This is a genomic window from Terriglobia bacterium (genome assembly GCA_020072645.1).
Classification (GTDB): domain Bacteria; phylum Acidobacteriota; class Terriglobia; order Terriglobales; family Acidobacteriaceae; genus Angelobacter.
In genome coordinates this window covers 718,404-737,419 of record JAIQGK010000003.1, presented here as the reverse complement: position 1 = coordinate 737,419, position 19,016 = coordinate 718,404, and the positions used below count along the sequence as shown (strand labels likewise).

Sequence of the window (19,016 nt, the reverse complement as noted above, 5' to 3'; positions counted from 1 at the left end):
ACTAGGCCGTCAACCCAAATTCGCTGAGTTGGGCCACTGCTTCAGCGGCACGGTCCTGCGGCTGCTGTGAGCACAACCACTCCACCAGGTCTTTCAATCCATCGGTAAAACGTACTTGCGGCGTGTACCCAAGAAATTTGCGTGCGGCAGAGATATCGGCAAAACAATGGCGGACATCGCCGGCGCGGTATTTCTGGGTAAGCTCCGCGGCAATGTCAGAGTCCATAGCGCACGCCAGTTCGGTCGCCACTTCACGAATCGAAATCGGCTCACCCGATCCAATGTTTAGCGCCATGCCGTCTGCTTGCGAAGACTCCATGGCCAGCAGGTTGGCGCGGACAACATCTTCCACGCTGACAAAGTCACGCAGCTGCGCTCCATCTTCAAAAATCAGCGGAGGATTGCCGTTCATCAATCGCGAAGCGAAGATTGCGGCCACGCCCGTATACGGATTGGAAAGCGCTTGCCGCGTCCCGTAGATATTGAAGTAGCGCAATGCCACTACGGGTAGGCTGTACGTCCGGCCAAAGAGCAGCGACATTTCTTCCTGGTCTTTCTTGGAAAGCGCATAAATGGAGCTGCACTGGAGCGGCTTGGATTCATCGGTTGGAATCGGCGTAAGAGCTTCACCACACGTGGGGCAGTTTGGCTCCCACTGTTTGAGCCTGAGCTGGTCGACGGTGCGAAGCTGCGGGGACACGCTGCCGCATTGTGCGCAAAGATATTTTCCTTCGCCGTAGATCGACATGGACGAAGCCAGCACCAGCTTCTCCACCCTGCATCTACGGTCCAGAAGTTGCTGCAGCAGTACTGCTGTGCCCTGCGTGTTGGTACCCATGTAATGCTCAATCTCATACATTGACTGGCCTACACCCACGGCGGCTGCCATGTGAAAGACGATCTCAACGCCCGCTAGCGCGCGCCGCATAGCGGCTGAATCCCGAACATCGCCTTGAATGAACTCAACGCCATCAGCCAGGTATTCAGGAATTCCATCGCGATGGACCTGGCCTGTAAGGTTGTCAAGAATGCGAACGTGGTGGCCAGCGGCCAGCAGAGCGTCAGCAAGGTGCGATCCCACAAACCCTGCGCCGCCAGTGATGAGTATGTTCTTTGCCATTTCTTACCTGGCTCCTATTAAAGCGGGATTATCTTTTCTTGCTGCTACGGCGGCATACTTGCGCACGGCCCAGACTGCAAACTCAGCAAAGTCTTCAGCGCGTTTTGGCGGACTAGTGTAATGGGGAGCGATCCCCATGTGCTCCGGAGTAAAACACAGCGTCAGCGTGGTGTTGAAAGGTTCCAGGGCCTGCATTTGGCGATCGAACCATGCTTCCGCGTTCTCACGGTACCAATCCGCCCAGCTTACGCCAGTGCGCAGATACTTGACGCCCAGGCGCTTCAACCAATCGACGGCGAGGTCGAGACGAGGATCTTCATAATGGAACCACTGGCAGATTCCCATTCCGCTGGGGAATGATTCCGCGGCCAGCTTGGGTGAACCGTCTTCACGCAAGAGTCCCATGTAGTAATGGCGATAATAAGCGCTGCCTTCAGCTTCTTTGTGGCGTGTAGTGGCCGACCACGTTGCCGGCAGGTCAAGCAGGCTATACCAGTGCACGCGGTCCACAATCGGCATCAGCAGCTCAGCCGTGCGCTGGAGGCCAAAGGCCTGCACTTCTTCAGCGCCGAAAGAGGAAACACCAGCTTCAGAAACCCAGACGGGCTTGCTGGTGACGGCGCGAATTTCTTCGATCTTTTTGGGCCAATCCTGAAGTTGCCAGTGGTTCCAATCCAGCGGAAATCCATGGACAGAGACCACATCTACGGCATCCAGCACGCCGTAAGAGCCGAGCAGTTGAATAAAATGAGGGTCTATGGGTGAGATCCCACCGAGCACTATGGGCAGCTCAGGATTCTCACGACGAATGGCCTTGCTGGCGGCAATGACCATGCCGGCAAACATTTTCCAATCGGGATCAAGCTTGAAATCCCAATGCGAGAGATTGTTAGGCTCATTCCACAACATAACTGCTTCAACCATGCATGCACCTTTGCATAGAGCTGGGCCAGGTTACAGAGTGCCCGCTAATTCGTGGTCCAAAAGATATTTACCGTCGTCCTTAGTGACGTGAGAAGGGGCGCAGATCCAGGTTTCCTGTTCAGGATGAGAGGTAATTTCCAGGCCTGAGCTGCGCAGCATTCCTTCCATTGCGCCGTGATTGGGGATCCACCAGTTGGTGGGATCTCCCGCATAATTCTTTTCAATAAAGTACATACAGGGAAAATCAGGGTCCTTGAATATCTCCATGTTCCAGAAATGATAATCCTCCCGCAGCTCAGGACTGGTGAGAGAGCCGCGAATCATGGTCTGGAATATCAGACTTCCTCCGACCTTCTTGACGACCTTGTCGAGCGCGAACAACGGATAGCGCAAATGGTAAAAAACTCCCATAAACAGGACAAAGTCGAATTGCCCAGGGATGGAATCCACGTCATAGACAGAGCATTTGGCAAATTCGATGTCGAGTTCCAGCACCTGAGAGGCAAAGCGCGCCTGCTCCAGGTAACGATCGTCCACATCGACGCCCAAAACGCGTCTGGCGCCTCTCTTTTTGAGCTCAATGGAATGGAACCCGCCATTGCAGCCGATATCAAGCACGCTGGCGCCGGACAGATCCGCGGGCAGCGCAGGGGCAATGTGCTTCCACTTTACATTGGGAAAGTCCCCCAGGAAGTGATTAGGGGCCGTCCAGACCCCATTCAGGTTGATATTGTGAAACCAATCGCCTTTTTCCGCGATACGGCGTGTGAGTTCCTGATTACCGTCCAGCATCGCCGCTGTATCGACTCCAGGCATGTTCGCGCGTGTTGTCACCATCTGTTGACTACCAATTTCCGCTGCCAATGCAGCTTACAAAGGGGATTAGACTCGGTGCGAGGAACTTAGGATGTCCTTTAAATACCAATACATGGCGCAAGAAGCGCCCTCTCTCAACCCGGGCTGAACGGGCAGGAGCTTTCTGGCGTAAAAAGAGGGAGCAGAGCCGCCTATAGTTGCAGCCCACTCCCACTTCGTCAAAACCTTTGCCAATCGCGATTTCGCGGCGGAAATGCTAGACAGTCCTGCGTCCGGTGACCAAGTTGATGACCGCAACAACCAGAGCGATCACGAGCAAAAGATGGATCAGACCGCCCGCAACGTGGAATCCCCAGCCCAGAAGCCAAAGGATAATGAGGATTGCAAAAATCGTCCAAAGCATAGATACCCCTTCAAATTAGGAAAACTCAGTCAGCAACCACCAAAGGTGAGAAGCGGCATCTCTGGGCGGAGTTGTCTCTGGAAAATGTGTTTTCCGGAAAGCAGGGTCAAGACGCCCCCGCCGCAATGCCCATCCTTTTTCATTGGATGCGCATTTCGGCGGAGTGCCTTCTAAAGTTAAGTGAAGATTTTTCGGGCAGGGATGAGCCGATTACCTCATCCCGTTGGGGGTCTGCATTGGTGAAGAAATCCAATGCGCGATTCCATATTCCTTCAGCTTGCGATACAGAGTGGTCTTGCCGATTCCCAGCGCTCGCGCGGTCATCAGTTTATCCCCATTGAGCTGGTGCAATGCATCCAGAATGGCCTGCTTTTCCAGTTCAGCCAAGGGAAGTATCCTGGCTTGCTTTTCCGGACCCACGGTGCGAAGAGAGGCCGACCGTATATGAGGAGGAAAGTCCGCGGTTTGCAACACGGACCCAGGACTCATTGCCACAGCACGTTCCAGACAGTTTTCCAGTTCACGCACGTTGCCCGGCCACTCATAAAACTGGAGCAGCTTTAAGGCATCAGGATTGATGGAATACTGCATGTGCCGGGCCTGACCGACGCGCTCGAGGAAATTTTCCGCCAGCGGACGAATATCTTCTTTGCGATCACGAAGCGGTGGCAGGCGGAGGCCAACCACGTTCAGACGGAAGAAAAGATCGCGGCGGAAAGTTCCCTGCTGGACCGCCGATTCCAGATCACGGCTGGTACCCGCAACAATTCGGACATCGACCGGAATAGCTTTTCCAGTGCCTTGCGCGTGAAATTCTCTTTCCTGCAAGGCACGAACCAGCTTGCCTTGAATGTCCAGAGGCATCTCACCAATTTCATCGAAGAAAACGGTGCCACCACTGGCCAGCGCAAACATACCGTCCCTGGATTTTGCCGAACCGTTGGCCGACTTCAGGGGGCCAAACAGTTCATTTTCTAAAACGCCATTGCCGGTAGCCGCGCAATCCACAAGGAGGAAAGGACGGTCACGGAAAGGCCCATTGGCATGAATGGCGCGCGCAACGGTTTCTTTCCCCGTGCCGCTTTCACCCTGCACCAACACTGGATGCCTGCTGGTGGCAACCTTGGTGACAATGCGATACAGCTTCTGCATTTCCGGGGAGTGGCCGAGCATGCCGTTATAGCCGGGGCTCGCCTGCAAGTGCTCGCGGGAGATTCGATCTTCCAGCGAGTTTCTCAGGCGTCCCGCGGCGCGGGTGAGGAGGGTTTTCAATTCTTCACTCTTGAAGGGTTTACGGATAAAGTCACAGGCGCCACTTTTCATGGCCGTAACCACGGAATCAACTGTGGCTTGCCCGCTGACCATGATGATTTCAGTCTGGGGATGTATTTCCTTGAACTTTGCCAGCAGATCAACTCCCTCCTGGCTTGACTGGCGTACGTCAAGAAGGACCACATCGACAGGCTGAACTTCCATCTGTCGCAATGCCGCGCGAGTGTTGTCGGCGGTGTAGACCTTGAAGCCCATGCTGGCGGCAACGTCCCTGGAAATGTCCCTGGCCCAACGATCTGCATCAACAATCAGGAGAAATAAAGATTCGGCTGGTGAAACTTCTACTCGGGGGATGGCCCGCACTGCAGTCGACATAAATTCCCTTTCCGCTACTCTGGAAGCCATATATTCAATTCCTTTGGCCCGAAGGGTGTGACTTCCCGGATCCGCAGCGACGAAAAATACCCTAGTCGCGCTTGTGCGCGGCAAATCTGCTTTAATTGTCGTGCTCTTAATTAAAGAAGTGCGTGGGTTCCCGCCGCTAACGGTTCCCGCTTTACAAAGTTAACTACCATTCGGAAGGTAAACGACCGCACACTTCTTTTGACGTTTTGAGTTAAAAATTTCCAATTTCAGAACATTGATTACACGAATTACAGTAACGATGGACATAGCCCTCTTGAGTTTTCTCACGCTGTTATCCAAAGAACTACGCTGGCTTGACTTGAGCGGAAGCCACGCGATACCTTCGCGGGAAGCCTTTCCAACCGCAGCAGGGAGACATTAGTGCCTTTTCAACGAATGATCACGCTCACGACCGACTTCGGTTTGACGGAGCATTATGTAGGTGCAATGAAAGGGGTTATTCACAGCATTAATCCAACAGCCCAAGTGGTGGATATCACCAATGCCGTACAGTCCTTTGACGTTCTGGACGGCGCGCTTGCTGTCTCACAGGCGTACCACTATTTCCCCAAGGACACTGTACATGTGGTCGTGGTTGATCCCGGCGTGGGTGGACCACGGAGACCGATCATTGCAACGATAGGCCAATATCTTTTCGTAGCGCCCGATAACGGTGTGCTCTCATTGGTGTATGAGCGCGAGGAGCGCGTAACCGTTCGTCACATCACTTCAGAACATTATTTTCATCATCCCGTAAGCAAGACCTTCCATGGCCGCGATATTTTCGCGCCGGTGGCGGCTTACCTGAGCAAAGGGGTGGATACCGCCAAGTTTGGAGAAGAGATTACCGATTACGTTCGTTTTCTTGCGCCCACGCCAAAAGCAACTTCTGAAAATTCATGGAAAGGCCTGGTGCTGAAAACAGACAAGTTCGGCAACCTGATCACGAATATCTCTCCCAATAATATTCCGCAGATTTTTGATGGTTCGCAAAAGGCCTTCAAGATCACCGTGGGCAAAGCTGAAGTCACCAAGCTTGTTTCCAGCTACGCTGAAGGCGCGCCAGGAGAGTTGTTCGCACTCCTGGGCAGCACCGGCTTTCTGGAAATTTCCGCAAATAAAGCAGCAGCATCACGCGTGGCGATGGCGGACAAAGGGAGTGAGGTGACGGTGACGATTGGGTAGCGGCCTTTCCGGCCAGACATGGCCTTTAAGTCCCACCTTGAAATTGTAGAGGTTTTTGTCGTTTTCTCACCCTTTGTGGCCTACCAATTAAGAGGGGCCGATGCTGAGGCCAGTGCATCCTCAATCGTTTCTGATATCCACGACTCAAGTTCCTATTATTGGGCCAGAAATCGCAAGCACATCAACAGGCATAAGATGAGCAATCCCTGGAATCAAACCATTCATCTGTTGTAGCTAAGGCGCGCTTTTGAGTGCGGTTCCAGGGAAGGTGCAGCCATGAAAAGAGCGATTCACGCAACATTACTTCTGGTATTTTTCTTCTCACTCGCTGGCGGCACAATCCTGCTTCCCTCAGCTTTTTGTCAGGACGTTAATGTCCATATCACTCCGCCGGTTGTACGAGCGGTCACCGGTCCCGCAACGGCTACGGGAGATAACCACTCTAAACCCTTTCGCAAAGATGTTAACCTGATCCTAGTGCCAGCCACGGTGACTGATTCAATGGACCGACTGGTGACGGGCCTCGATAAAGATAATTTCGCAATCTATCAAGGCAAAGAGAAAGAAAGCGTCCAGGCCCTCTGGAGTGAAGACACTCCCGTTTCAGTCGGAATCATTCTTGATATCAGCGGGAGCATGAATGACAAGATATTGAAAGCCCGGCAAGCGGTCACAGAATTCTTGCGAACCGCCAACCCGCGGGACGAATTCTTTTTGATTACATTCTCCGACCGGCCGCAACTCACCACCAGATTCAGCAGAAAGATCGAAAACATCGAGGACAGGCTCATACTTACGCAACCAAAAGGCAGGACAGCTTTACTCGATGCCGTCTATCTTGCCCTTTCGGCAATGAAAGATGCGCGAAATAGCCGCAAGGCACTCCTGATAATTTCTGATGGCGGCGATAATCACAGCCGCTATACGGAGAAAGAAGTAAAGTCACTCGTAGAAGAAGCGGACGTGCAAATCTTCGCCATGGGGTTGTTCGACGCAGTTGCGACTACTCCAGAAGAACGACTCGGGCCCGAGTTGCTATCTGACATCACAGAGATAACCGGCGGACAGAGTTTTACCGTCTCCAATTTGGACGAACTGCCTGATGTGGCAATGAAGATAGGCATTGCCCTCCGCAACGAATATATCATCGCCTACAAGCCAGCAACAAAACCCCACGACGGCAAATGGCACAAGATCAGAGTCAAATTATTGCCACCAAAAGGGCTTCCTCCGTTACACGTGTCTGCCAAGGAAGGGTTTTACGCTCCCTCGGATTAACAAGGACAATTCATAAAAGAGCTTCTCACAACAAAGATTTCGCCTGAGCTCAAACATTCGGACCATGCATCAGCTTTGGTGCAATGAACGTGTCCACGATGTGCGCAAATAATTTTTTAACATCAATTTAATAATGGGTCGCTACGATGCACACGAGCTTTGCATGAAGGCGAGGAGGAAAATCCATGCAGCGAATAATTCTTAGATGCGTTGTTTTAGTTATGCCTATAGTCATGATTGCCGTATCGGGGTGCAGTTCTACCAGTGGTGCTCCAAAGGCGGAGACCATCACAATCACCGGCGCGGGCAGTACGTTCGTGACACCAATTATGTCCAAATGGATTGATGAGTATCATCAGTCCCATCCGAATGTGCAGGTGAATTACCAATCGATTGGGAGTGGCGGCGGCATTAAGCAGCTGCAAAACAATCTGGTGGATTTCGGCGCAAGCGACGCCGCCCTATCCGATGAGCAGCTGAAAAGTATGCCAGCACTGATTCAGATCGCCGAGAGCGCGGGACCAGTCTGTGTTACTTACAATCTTCCCGACCTCAAACAGCCGCTCAAGTTAACGCCGGCGGTCCTGTCCGGCATCTATCTGGGAACCATCAAGAGCTGGCGAGATCCCGCCCTAGTTAAATCGAACCCCGGCGTCAAATTTCCCGATGAACCAATCGTTGTGGTCCACCGTTCCGACGGCAGCGGCACAACCAACATCTTCACTACCTATCTAACCGAGATCAGCCCGGCATGGGCAAAGAAGGCGGGCAAAGGCCTTTCAGTAAACTGGCCCGTGGGGCTTGGCGGCAAGGGCAGTGAGGGCGTTACCGCTATCGTCAAGCAAAGCGAGGGAGGAATTGGCTACGTTGAGCTTAACTATGCCAGCCAAAACCATCTGCCTGTGGCCGATGTCCAGAACAAAGCGGGGGAATGGGTGAGTCCCAGCACAGGCGGAGCAACCGCGGCAATTGACGCTTTTAAAGACAAGCTCGATACCGATCTGAGGTCTTCAATTGTTGAGCCGCCACCGGCAGCCAGAAACGCCTATCCTATAAGCGGCATGACGTACCTTCTCATACCGAAAGACGCAGCAGACCGCAACAAGCGCGAAGCCCTGAAGGATTTCGTCCAATACATCATTACTTCAGGACAGCAGATGTCCACGCAGTTGGAGTATTCCCAAATTCCTCAGTCGCTGGAGCAAGTGGATGAAAAGCGGCTCAGCGAATTGACCACCGGGGGCCAAGCGCTTTAACGGGAACTCAACGGTTGGGGCCGCTTACGTTTCAACCGGAGCCCATGAAAGAAGTGATGTGGCACCCGATTCTGCCAATGGAGTCGGGTGCCATATACTACATGCGTTAACTCGATTTTTTGGGACTAACCCGCTGTTATCGCTTTGCTCTGTTGCGCAGCCCCTATCTGCGCCGGCGAAAGGAAACATATTCCGGCTTGGAGATGGACAAGATCGGGTTTGTGGAGAATAGACGAATAAAGCAGCAGCATCGCGCGTGGCGATGGCGGACAAAGGGAGTGAGGTGACGGTGACGATTGCGTGATAGCGTGCGGTTCCGTTAAGCACACATAATGCGAGCGGAAGCTGTTAGCCGGGAAGGCGCTCTGAGCCTATCCACAGTTGCGCCAGATCTCTAAGGTTACGTTTGTATGTACGTGTTACCAGGTATTCCTGCCCACCTTTTACACGCAGCCTGTACTCGCCCGTCGGTAAAGGTTGGATCTCCTCGACGGCTGAAATATTCACGATGACCGAGCGGTGGATGCGGATAAAACCGTGGGGTCTGAGCTTCTCCGCCATGGAAGAGAGGGACTCGCGCACCAAATAGGGATTCGTTCGGTGTCGCAACGAAACGTAATTGCCTTCGGCTTGCACTGCAAGGATGTCGGCTACATCCAAGAGCAGGATGCTACCCTTTGCCTTGAACGCGATTCGTGGCGCATGGCGTTTCGCTATAACCTCCAACTGCCGCAAGGCCCGCATGAGGTTTGCAGCAGCAACCCGGATTGCCGGAAGCGATGATGTATCTTCGGGCTCGCAAGACCGATTTTCCGCCGTCGATTCAAGGTTGTACTCCCCTGCTTGTTGAACAAACATCTCACCGGCAATGGCCTTCTGATCCTGAATCTCGCGGGCGCTCATGATGGAACCCCTTGCATTACCCTTCTCGTTTTTCGACTTCGTGCTACGGTAAGCCAGACGGACGAGTGCGCTGCTTCTATATGCAATGGTCCTACATAACCGGGGCAGCGGACCCGTCTGACCACCTGCCCACGGAAACCACAAAAACGTCGATTGGTTGAACGCCTTTGAATTGTGGAATCAACATTACCGGCGATTTAGGCATGTCGGCACCCCACGCCTTGCCTTCCAGTGGAGGCGCATAAAACATCAAGTGGGCCAGATTGTGATCACCGCGATCGGTGAGATAAGCTCTCCTCGACATCATGTAACTCATTGCACCTGGTTCGAGCGGCGGTAGCTCACCTTTTTCAAATGCTGCTTTGTTGCCCTCGATGATCTCGGCCTTCGTTCGCCCTGCAACCGCCATCTCTGTTCTCTTATAAGTAGCCGGCAAAATGGACCGGGCGGCCGGCGGATTGAAACAGATTGGGCCTCGAATTTTAGGGTTCCAAAATTCCGGCGCGTCGGAGGGGGACATCCACCCTCGCTCGACAACACATACAAAACCATTCTTGCCTTCGACGGCGGTTTCATAGCCATGACGCCCAAGGACCAGAATCTTTGCATCACCTGATATGGCATCCGGAGCTGCGCTTCGAGCCATGGCGATCTCTGCATTTCGGTCTGCCATGAGGTACTGATCGAGTGGCGCCATGCTCGAATACGATATTTTGGGTGCCTGTCCTTGCGATTTTTTTATTCCAATCGTCCCAAGTGTGACGACGAAAATCAGAGAAGCCATCACTGCCAATCGTGCTCGGTTCATCGGTTCCTCCTGTGCCAGAATCACTGCCCTTGCTTAACAACGCGCCCTTTTGACATCAAACGCCGTCCGCCTCTACGCGATTGACGAGGTGCATGAAGAGACTTCAGCCATCCCACGATATTTCTCATCCCCACATTCCACACCTCCGCATCCTGAGCATTCTTGGCTAACATGACGTAGCCCTCGTACATCGCGATCAGAAAACCGGCAGCCTCTTCTGGAACCAAATCGCGGCGGACCGTTCCTTGAACCTGCCCCCTCCGCAAAGCTGTGGCAATTCCTTCTTGCCAGGCATGGAAGATGGTTTCCAACCGCTTACGGAATTGTTCGTCCAGAGCAGACATCTCCTGCGTTAAATTGACCAGAGGACAACCGCCCTTTATATCTTTTGGGCGCACTGATGTCGCCCGGACAATGCCGATCAATGTATTGATCGGGTCCTTGGCCCGGTGCAGAGGACGCAACCACTTGTCGCGGGTGAATTTTGCGATGATCTCTTCGATGATGGCATGTCCAAGTTCTTCCTTGCTATTGAAATGGTGGTAGAGCGCCCCCTTGGTGACATTGGTGGCAGCCAGAATCGTATCGACGCTGGCGCTCTGGAACCCCGATCTGTAGACCTCGTGAAACCCCGCTTGCAGCAAGCGTTCCCGCGTGCGTTCTGGATCACGCAATCGTCGTTTCTTGTCTCCAACACGTAACATACCAACTAGTATGTATGTTATTCATCTGAAAATCAATCGCAATGAGCTGATTTTTGGTTGCGATGTTCCCGAATTTCGTAACCGCTCGCCAGTGTGTATATGAAAAGTTGCAGAAACAGCCGCTCTAGCCGTTGTGGGATGGTCTCAGGAGGCTGTCAGTCCGTCACTCGTTTTCGAACTCTGAAATGCTGGGCCTGTTGTTTCACGTAGTGGTTGCGGACGTGGAACACCAAATGCTTCTTTAGTTGCCGCTCAGCAGGAATTTGTGAAGTTGTGAGGTAATGCTGCCCTCAATTGCACACTAACTGTCCGAGCACCGAGTGACACTTCACGTCAATAGCGAGTCATCTCGGCAACACAACTTTATCGGAGGAAAAGAGAAGGTATGAGCACTTTTAAACAGTTGCGGAATTTCTGGATGCTGTGGGTTACGACGATGGTTCTAGCTTGCGTCAGCAATGCAGTGGCTCAAGTGAGCTACAAAGTGACCGATCTGGGCACTAACAAAAGCAACGACAACTTTAGCATGGCCATGGGCCTCAATAATCAAGGCTGGACGGAGAACATGGATGGGTTTGTGAACCCTCCCGAGAATAATCTTTTTACGACAGTTGCAAGGGGCCGCGCGGTGATCAACCGCGACGGAGTCAACATCGACCTGGGCACGCTTGGAAAGCCCGACTCCGGCAACAGTTGGATCAACTGGGGTGGGATCAACGACCGCGGGGAGGCCGTCGGTATGTCCGAAACAGCTGTTCCGGATCCGAACGGTGAAGACATTTGCGGCTTCGGCACATTCCTTACGTGCGTTCCGTTTCTGTGGCGGGACGGCCAAATGAGCGCTCTCCCGACAGTGGGCGGCAATAACGGGCAGGCCAGCGCCATCAATAACCGCGGAGAAGTCGTAGGATTTGCGGAAACGGCTAACGCCGATCCCACATGCCCGCCTACGCCTTCGGACTTGCCGGTATTATGGGAAAAAGGCCAAGCCCAGCCTCTTCCTACGATAGGCGCCGATCCCGACGGGGTCGCATTTGGGATTAACGATCTAGGCCAGGCCGTGGGCTACTCAGGAGACTGCTTCGCAGCGAAGCACGCCGTAATGTGGCGAAACGGCACTGCCTTCCCGCTTCAAGACCTGGGAGTTGAGCGTTCCAATTTTGGTTTCGCCATTAACAACCTGGGTCAGAGTGTCGGACAAGTCCGCACCGCTGACGGCTCAACCCGCGTCGCCTCTCTTTGGCAGCCGGACGGTACACTCACAGTCCTGGGCATTCTGCCGGGAGAGAGTGCCTCCAGCGCCACCGGCATCAACAGCAAGGGCCAAGTGGTGGGAAGCACCTTTGACTCGGGCTTCAACTGGTCCGGCGGCTTTATTTGGCAGAACCATGTGCTGACCGACCTGAACACGCTAATTCCCGAAAATTCCGGTCTCCTCATTATCAATGCCAGCAATATCAATGAGCGTGGACAAATCTCGGGTATGGCAACGGTGGTCACCGGACCCCATGCGGGAGACATCCACTCAATTCTCTTAACCCCAGTGGACGCAAGCATAGGCAGGTCGATGGCAGATTTCGCGCGTACACACCCGCATTCCAATCTGTCCGGGAATGCGTGCAACCACTTGCGGAGTTTCGGCCCCGGCCGATTTGAGCGATAAAGGCATTTGTTCCCCCCGAGTATGTGCCTGATCTCTGCTCAGTCTGATTCCCCAGACATGACGGCACACACCCGGTTAGGAACCATGAATCCGTGCGGCGTGATAAACGGCACGCCACACGGGTTCTTTTAGCAACCAAGAATATTTCTGACATGTGAGCTGATTCTGCCCGGAATTGCACATTAATTGTTAGGGAACTGGTTGTCGGCCAACCGGAAACTATCTACAAACGAGTTTCCGGGAAGCGCCAAGGCCCTCCAGTCATGGCATCCGCCACCAGGAAACTGGCCTGTGCCAGCTCTGTTTTGTGACCCGCAAAATGCCCTGTTGTTTATACTCGATACCACATGCGCGAACTTTTACGGTTCTTCTGGAACTCGACCCGTGGACATCGCCTTGCGCCGTGGCGCAGACCCTACCTGCGCTGGCGCATGGAAACGTATTCCGCCTGAAGATGGACAAGATCGGATTGGGGAGATTTCGGCAAATCAAGGAGCGATCCAACGCTCGCGGGCAAAGAGCGTGAAGTCGTACTGACAATCATGGCGTGACACGAAATGCGTTAGTTCCGCACGTCGGTGAATAGGCTGCGCCGCTTGTGATGCAAGATAAATAAAGGAGAATCGAGATGACATTTTCCTCGGATGGCAGGGCATTTCTTAGGCGTGGTGTTCTTGCGGCGGCAGGGCTGGCATTGCTGGCCGTCTCCGCATGCAAGTGCGGCCCGGCAGCCAAGAATACCGACGGGAAGTCTGGCGCGCAGCCAAATTCCACGGCGACGGCGCAGGGCGGCGGGGACGCGGGAATTAATCTGAACTGCGTGATGGACCACATCCAGAATCCGCCAGAGGCCTTCCACTATTCCTACAACAAGGAATCGTCGAACCCTGTGCACGAGGAAGCAGACATCACCCCGCAGACCATCGATGGCAGCTTTAAAAATAACAGCGGGTCTACTTCGATTCATGGCGTGCATTCGGACGCGGCCAGCTGGCAAGGCGCGTGGTCCGGCCTGATGGGGATCTCCGGAATGTCCAGCGCGATCGCGCTTGTCAGGAACAACTCCGCGACTGTGCGCGAAGGCCCGGAAAAAATGAACGGCTATGATGCAATCAAGTATTCCATTGATACCGCGCGGGGCACCGACACGGAAAAGTCGCTCTACCAAAGCGTTCTGGGCACGGGCGGCTTTCAAAAAGGAACAGCATGGGTCACGGCGCAAGGGTGTCCTGTGAAACTCGTTATGGATTCGGAGTTGCACGGTAACGACGGCAGCGTGGAAAAGATCCATTACGAGGTAGCCATGGTCCGGAAATAAACTGAACACCTGCCGCGACCATCAACTCTGAACGCGTATCTTTTGCTGGGTGCGATCTCAGCCATTCCATTCCCGACATTCGAAGTCCCATTCGCGAATCGTGGGCCATCGGCACTGAATTATGGATTAGCGCCGATTAGTGCTGCTATTAGCTGGCGGAATGCGCTGTTGTTTGTACTCAATACCACATGCGCGAACTCTTACGATTTTTCTGGAACTCGACCCCAGGACATCGCTTTGCTCCCTTAATGTTCGAGGCCTCGCGGATGAGAATGTGTCCCCGCAGCGCCTGTATATTTTCTCCACTAGCTCAGTGTTTTCCCTTTCTCTCCAGCTTGACCGTAACATTGGTCACCGCTGATGGATGATCTCGCACGCGCAAATGTAGTATGCATTCTACTCAGGCAACCCGGCAGGCTTTATTCTGAAATGTGACTGAATTGCCAACTACGCAGGTCTTGCCAATCACTCAGGTCAAGCCGCCTCTTCGGACGCGCCGCCTCCGCCCCTTTATTCGATGGTTCGTCATTGGCTTGGGGCTTCTTTGGTCGCTTGCCGCGCTGATCCTTGTGGCAGCCCGATGGATCAATCCGCCCACAACCACGGTGCACATCCAGCGTCGCTTGCAAGCCTGGATTCACCAGAGGCCATATCACGAACGCTACAAATTCGTTCCACTCAGAGAAATCTCGCCCAATCTCCAGCACGCCGTAATCGCCGCAGAGGACGCACACTTTTACCAGCACCATGGATTTGACTGGCATGAGATGCAAATAGCTGCCGAAGGTGATTTGGAAGGCGAACGCACGCGTGGAGCTTCCACCCTCACTCAGCAACTCATTAAAAACTTATTTTTCGGAACAGGCCGCTCTTTCCTCCGAAAGGGCGCAGAAGCCACGCTGGTGCCAGTGGCCGAATTCGTTCTCGGCAAACAACGCATTCTCGAGCTATACCTCAACGAGGTGGAATGGGGTCCTGGCATTTACGGTGCAGATTCGGCGTGTCGTTATTACAACGGAACCGCAGCCCGGAATATAGGCCGGGAAGAGGCAGCACGGCTTGCTGCAATTCTGCCCGCGCCCCTGAAGCGACGCCCCGAGCGCATGAATAAATACAGCACGATCATCCTCGAGCGGATGGACCAAATGGGATGGTAATCGTCGCTGGGGGATTATCAATGCAGCAGCCCCATTCACTCTCGCCTGGTTCTGGTCAACATCGGTAGCAATCCTTCCTCATATCAGCTTGGGGAAGGATTGCCTCGTATGGGAGCAAGCGGCGGCGCATCCGCTGCTGCGCTCCCAGAACAGGACTTCTTGAGAGTTTTGGCTCCTTTTGGCGATAACTCTACACAGGCCGACTTCCCGTTACAAATCCCGGCTCGACAAGTGATTTGGCGATGGTGGGCTCATCGACTTTTTTCCAATTTCGCGGATATCCGTCGCCTATTCAGTTCGCAATGCCTGAATTGGATCGATGCGCGATGCCCTCCACGCCGGGATCAAGCAGGCCAGCACTGCGACAGCCATCAGCATCGCCGCTGCGCCCGCAAACGCCACAGGATCGAGCGGCTGGGTTCCATAGAGCATTGATCGCAGCAGTTGCGTGGCCAGGGCGCTGGCAGCCACGCCAAAAATCAATCCGATAAGCGCAGGGCGCAGCCCTTCGAAAAGAACAAGCCGCAGGAGCTGTGATCGCTGCGCGCCAACCGCAATGCGAAGACCGATATCCGCCGTCCGCTGCGCGGTCAGGTAGGAGAGCACTCCATAGAGGCCGACCGCCGCCAAAAGAAGCGACAGGGCGGCAAAGGCCAACACCAGATTGGCCGCGAAACCCTGGCTGGCAGAGGTCTTGCCGAGAATCTGGTCCATGGTCAGCGCGTTATAGACGGGCAACTCGGGTTCGAGCGCCGAGATTTGTTTTTGGATCGGCATCGACATCGTCAGCGGATCAGCGGAAGTGTACGCAACGATCGTCGCCTCCGAAGTGTAATCGGGAATGCCCGACAAAATAGGGAAGTACATCGTGGGTTGAATCGGCTTGGTAATGTCAGAGACCGTATCTCCAACTTCACCGAGAATCTCGTAAACTTCCCGATCGGTATCCCAGTCCACGCGGACATGCTTGCCGACCGGGTCGTCGCCCGCGAGGTACTGATCGACGAACGTCTTGCTCACAACGACGTAGTGATCGTTAGTGAGTCGCTCGTGTTCTGTGAAGACGCGCCCGCGCAGCAGTGGAATCTGCATCACGCTGAAGTACTGCGGGTCGGCAGTGAAAATGATGGCTTCGTACTGAAGGCTGTAGCTGGGTGCGGGCCGCTCCAGGATGCTGAATACCCGGCCAAATGAGAAGCCCGCCCCCGGTGGAACGGAAACCAATCCCGCGCCGCGCACGCCAGGCAGGCGTCGTAGTCGCTCGAGCAACGCCTCGTGGAAGCGCACGACCTTTTCGCGCGTATCGTACTGGATTTCGGGCAGGCCGAATTTCATGGTGATCACGTGGTCGATGCGGCACCCGAGATCGGTTGTGCGTAGATGCAGGAAGCTCTTGAACAGCAAACTCGCCGAGATCAGCAGGACTACCGTAAGGGCGATTTCCACTGTCAGCATCGTCTTGCGCAGCCGCGCCCGGGAGGCGCTGCTGCCCATCGTTCGCGAGGAATCTCGCAGCCCGGAAAGCAGCCCTCTTCCGGTGGACGAAATTGCGGGCACAAGGCCGGCCAGCAATGCTGCCGCGGCTACCAGGGCCAAGGTAAACGCGAGAACCCACGCATCGACATGCACCGACTCGGCGCGCGGCAGATTGCGCCAATGTGCCGCGAGCCAGTAGGTCGAAGCCAGCGACAGCAGCAGGCCCAGTGCTCCACCGGCCAGACAGATCAGCAAACTCTCCGTCATCTGCTCGCAGATAAGAACAACACGGCTGCCGCCAAGCGCACCGCGGACCGCAACCTCCCTGCGCCGAGTCGCCGACCTCGCCACCAGCAGATTGGTGAGGTTCAGGCAGGCAATCAGGAGCATGCAGCCCACTGCACCCAGCAGTACCAGTAGAGGCGTGCGCACATTCTTCGCAAGATCGTCGATCATCGGCCGGAACCACACGTCTTCGGCTACAGGCTTCGACGCATTGGCAAGGTGGATCTGATACTGCAGCGCACTCACCTCGCTCGTCGCCACCGCTGCGCTCACACCCGGCTTGAGTCGTGCCACCACCATGCTCTGGTGGTCGGCGTGCCCGTAGTCGCCCGGCGAGTACGAGAAGGTCTGCGCATACGGCAGCCAGAATTGAATCTTGGCATCGGGATACGTAAACCAGCTCGGCAGCACGCCAATGACTGTAGTTGGTTTCGTGTCCAGATGAACCTGCTTGCCGATGATCGACGGATCGCCGGCAAAGCGGCGCTGAAAGATGCTCCAGGTCAGCAGCACAACGGGCTGCCCTTCCGGCTGGTCTTCAGCGTCAGTAAAGGTCCGCCCCAAAACCGGCGACACGCCGAGCAGGGGAAAGAGATTGGCCGAACCTGCAGCGCTCTGCACAACTTCAGGTAGCTCACTCTGCACGCCGGAGATGATGCCTCCGTATGCGCGCATGGCGGCCATGTCTTCAAAGCCGTGGCTCTGCGCGCGCCAGTCGCGGTAGTCGCCGGCGGCAACGGTACTAAACCCATCCCCGCGTTCGTCGTGGCGAAAATGATCGTAGAGCATCACCAGCCTGCCGGGATCGCGAAACGGCAGGGGCCGCAGAAGCACAGCACGCACAATGGTGAACAGCGATGTGGTTGCGCCGATACCGAGCGCCATCACGAGCACCGATACGATCGAGAAACTCGGCGAGCGCCACAACGTGCGCACGCCATATTTAAGGTCGCGCAGCAATCGCTCGAGCCAGTTCCAGGTCCACACGGCCCGCGTCTGCTCACGTATCACAGTAGGGTTTCCGAAAGCGCGCACGGCGGCAAAACGGGCCTCTTCCGCGGACAACCCGAACTCCTGTTGTTCCTCTTCTTCCAGTTCAAGGTCAGACTGGAGTTCTCGCGCCAGGTCCTCATCCCGATTCTTCCACGGCCACCATCGCATATCAGCTCTCCTCGGCCGCAGGCCACATCACGCGAGCCACCGCGTCCGCCATCTGCTTCCACTGCGATTCTTCGACCACAAGCTGCTTCTTGCCTTTATCCGTCAACCGGTAGTACTTGAACTCGCGGTTGCGGTCCGGCGCCGTCTCCCACTTGGACACCACCCACCCTCTCTTCTCCAGCCGATGCAAGGCGGGATAAAGAGAACCATGCTGCATCTGCAGAAACTCATTCGTGGCCCTCTGAATATGCTTGCCGATCTGATGTCCGTGCGCCGGCCCATACAGAAGCGTTTTCAGGATCATCATGTCCAGCGTTCCCTGCAGAACGGCACTGCGTTGCTTCGACTCTTTCGGCATGGAAGAGACTCTACCCTCAATAACACCGATGGTAGTTATTCGAATATCAAATCGTCAAGATGCATCGCGAAATGACGAGATCAGGACAACTCACTCATCCGGAGTAGCTTGTGAGCGAATTCACTTATACGTCCTGGTAAACGCGCAAGTGTAGAGAAAACCCAATTAGGGCTGTGGACCCCAAACGCCCGAGAAACGGGCTTCTCGGAAGCGCCATGGCCAGCCGGTTGTTTATACTCGATACCACATGCGCGAACTCTTACGATTCTTCTGGAACTCGACTCGCGGACATCGCCTGGCTCCATGGCGCAGCCCCTATCTGCGCTGGCGCATGGAAACGTATTCCGGCCTGAAGATGGACAAGATCGGCTTTGTGGAGTTCTGGGGATTCATGGTGCGGGAAAGAAAACAGCTTTGCCGTTTTTTGAAGTGGACGGCGGAGATGGATAACTACGCGCGACCGAAGCCGAAGAATCCCTGAGCAATTGGCAACTGGCCAAACTTTTTTACCGCAAAGTTCGCGA

17 protein-coding genes are annotated in these 19,016 nt (G+C 54.6%); 7 read left to right on the top strand and 10 right to left on the bottom strand.

Annotation, left to right across the window (positions count from 1 at the left end; genetic code table 11):
- Window position 1 precedes the first annotated feature (1 nt).
- The 5 genes from LAO76_06740 to LAO76_06720 all read right to left on the bottom strand — a co-directional run bounded on the left by LAO76_06740 (window position 2) and on the right by LAO76_06720 (window position 4,910).
- Complete coding sequence (locus LAO76_06740) at window positions 2-1,120, bottom strand: NAD-dependent epimerase/dehydratase family protein (GenBank protein MBZ5490611.1); 1,119 nt, start codon at window positions 1,118-1,120, stop codon at window positions 2-4.
- Between the two features lie 3 nt (window positions 1,121-1,123).
- The gene (locus LAO76_06735) at window positions 1,124-2,044 is read right to left on the bottom strand and encodes a beta-xylosidase (protein ID MBZ5490610.1); all 921 of its coding nucleotides are present in this window, start codon (window positions 2,042-2,044) and stop codon (window positions 1,124-1,126) included.
- Window positions 2,045-2,074: 30 nt separating this feature from the next.
- The gene (locus LAO76_06730; protein MBZ5490609.1) at window positions 2,075-2,836 is read right to left on the bottom strand and encodes a TIGR04290 family methyltransferase; all 762 of its coding nucleotides are present in this window, start codon (window positions 2,834-2,836) and stop codon (window positions 2,075-2,077) included.
- Between the two features lie 280 nt (window positions 2,837-3,116).
- The gene (locus tag LAO76_06725) at window positions 3,117-3,263 is read right to left on the bottom strand and encodes a lmo0937 family membrane protein (GenBank protein MBZ5490608.1); all 147 of its coding nucleotides are present in this window, start codon (window positions 3,261-3,263) and stop codon (window positions 3,117-3,119) included.
- Between the two features lie 210 nt (window positions 3,264-3,473).
- Entirely contained in the window at window positions 3,474-4,910 is a 1,437-nt protein-coding gene (locus LAO76_06720) for a sigma-54 dependent transcriptional regulator (protein ID MBZ5490607.1), read from the bottom strand.
- A gap of 411 nt (window positions 4,911-5,321) precedes the next feature.
- Here LAO76_06720 and LAO76_06715 point away from each other — a divergent pair, with 411 nt between their 5' ends.
- The 3 genes from LAO76_06715 to pstS all read left to right on the top strand — a co-directional run bounded on the left by LAO76_06715 (window position 5,322) and on the right by pstS (window position 8,659).
- On the top strand, window positions 5,322-6,125 hold the full coding sequence (locus tag LAO76_06715; protein MBZ5490606.1) for an SAM-dependent chlorinase/fluorinase: 804 nt from the start codon (window positions 5,322-5,324) through the stop codon (window positions 6,123-6,125).
- Between the two features lie 276 nt (window positions 6,126-6,401).
- Complete coding sequence (locus LAO76_06710; protein ID MBZ5490605.1) at window positions 6,402-7,403, top strand: VWA domain-containing protein; 1,002 nt, start codon at window positions 6,402-6,404, stop codon at window positions 7,401-7,403.
- Between the two features lie 185 nt (window positions 7,404-7,588).
- Window positions 7,589-8,659, top strand: a complete 1,071-nt coding sequence (gene pstS / locus LAO76_06705) for a phosphate ABC transporter substrate-binding protein PstS (GenBank protein MBZ5490604.1) — start codon at window positions 7,589-7,591, stop codon at window positions 8,657-8,659.
- 348 nt (window positions 8,660-9,007) lie between these two features.
- On the opposite strand, the gene LAO76_06700 is transcribed toward pstS, so the two are convergent.
- From LAO76_06700 to LAO76_06690, 3 genes are all read right to left on the bottom strand, one after another.
- On the bottom strand, window positions 9,008-9,562 hold the full coding sequence (locus LAO76_06700) for a LytTR family transcriptional regulator (protein MBZ5490603.1): 555 nt from the start codon (window positions 9,560-9,562) through the stop codon (window positions 9,008-9,010).
- Between the two features lie 91 nt (window positions 9,563-9,653).
- Entirely contained in the window at window positions 9,654-10,259 is a 606-nt protein-coding gene (locus LAO76_06695; GenBank protein ID MBZ5490602.1) for a hypothetical protein, read from the bottom strand.
- A 131-nt stretch (window positions 10,260-10,390) separates the two neighbouring features.
- Window positions 10,391-11,074, bottom strand: a complete 684-nt coding sequence (locus tag LAO76_06690) for a TetR/AcrR family transcriptional regulator (protein MBZ5490601.1) — start codon at window positions 11,072-11,074, stop codon at window positions 10,391-10,393.
- A gap of 385 nt (window positions 11,075-11,459) precedes the next feature.
- Between LAO76_06690 and LAO76_06685 the strand changes: the two genes are divergently transcribed.
- From LAO76_06685 to mtgA, 3 genes are all read left to right on the top strand, one after another.
- Entirely contained in the window at window positions 11,460-12,737 is a 1,278-nt protein-coding gene (locus tag LAO76_06685; protein ID MBZ5490600.1) for a hypothetical protein, read from the top strand.
- Between the two features lie 628 nt (window positions 12,738-13,365).
- Window positions 13,366-14,055, top strand: coding sequence for a hypothetical protein (locus LAO76_06680; GenBank protein ID MBZ5490599.1), 690 nt, complete (start codon window positions 13,366-13,368; stop codon window positions 14,053-14,055).
- Between the two features lie 458 nt (window positions 14,056-14,513).
- Complete coding sequence (gene mtgA / locus LAO76_06675; GenBank protein ID MBZ5490598.1) at window positions 14,514-15,212, top strand: monofunctional biosynthetic peptidoglycan transglycosylase; 699 nt, start codon at window positions 14,514-14,516, stop codon at window positions 15,210-15,212.
- Window positions 15,213-15,500: 288 nt separating this feature from the next.
- Here the strand turns inward: mtgA and LAO76_06670 are convergent, their stop codons facing one another.
- Entirely contained in the window at window positions 15,501-18,134 is a 2,634-nt protein-coding gene (locus tag LAO76_06670; GenBank protein ID MBZ5490597.1) for an ABC transporter permease, read from the bottom strand.
- Between the two features lies 1 nt (window position 18,135).
- Window positions 18,136-18,492, bottom strand: a complete 357-nt coding sequence (locus tag LAO76_06665; protein MBZ5490596.1) for a PadR family transcriptional regulator — start codon at window positions 18,490-18,492, stop codon at window positions 18,136-18,138.
- Between the two features lie 247 nt (window positions 18,493-18,739).
- Here LAO76_06665 and LAO76_06660 point away from each other — a divergent pair, with 247 nt between their 5' ends.
- On the top strand, window positions 18,740-18,973 hold the full coding sequence (locus LAO76_06660; GenBank protein MBZ5490595.1) for a hypothetical protein: 234 nt from the start codon (window positions 18,740-18,742) through the stop codon (window positions 18,971-18,973).
- Window positions 18,974-19,016 lie beyond the last annotated feature (43 nt).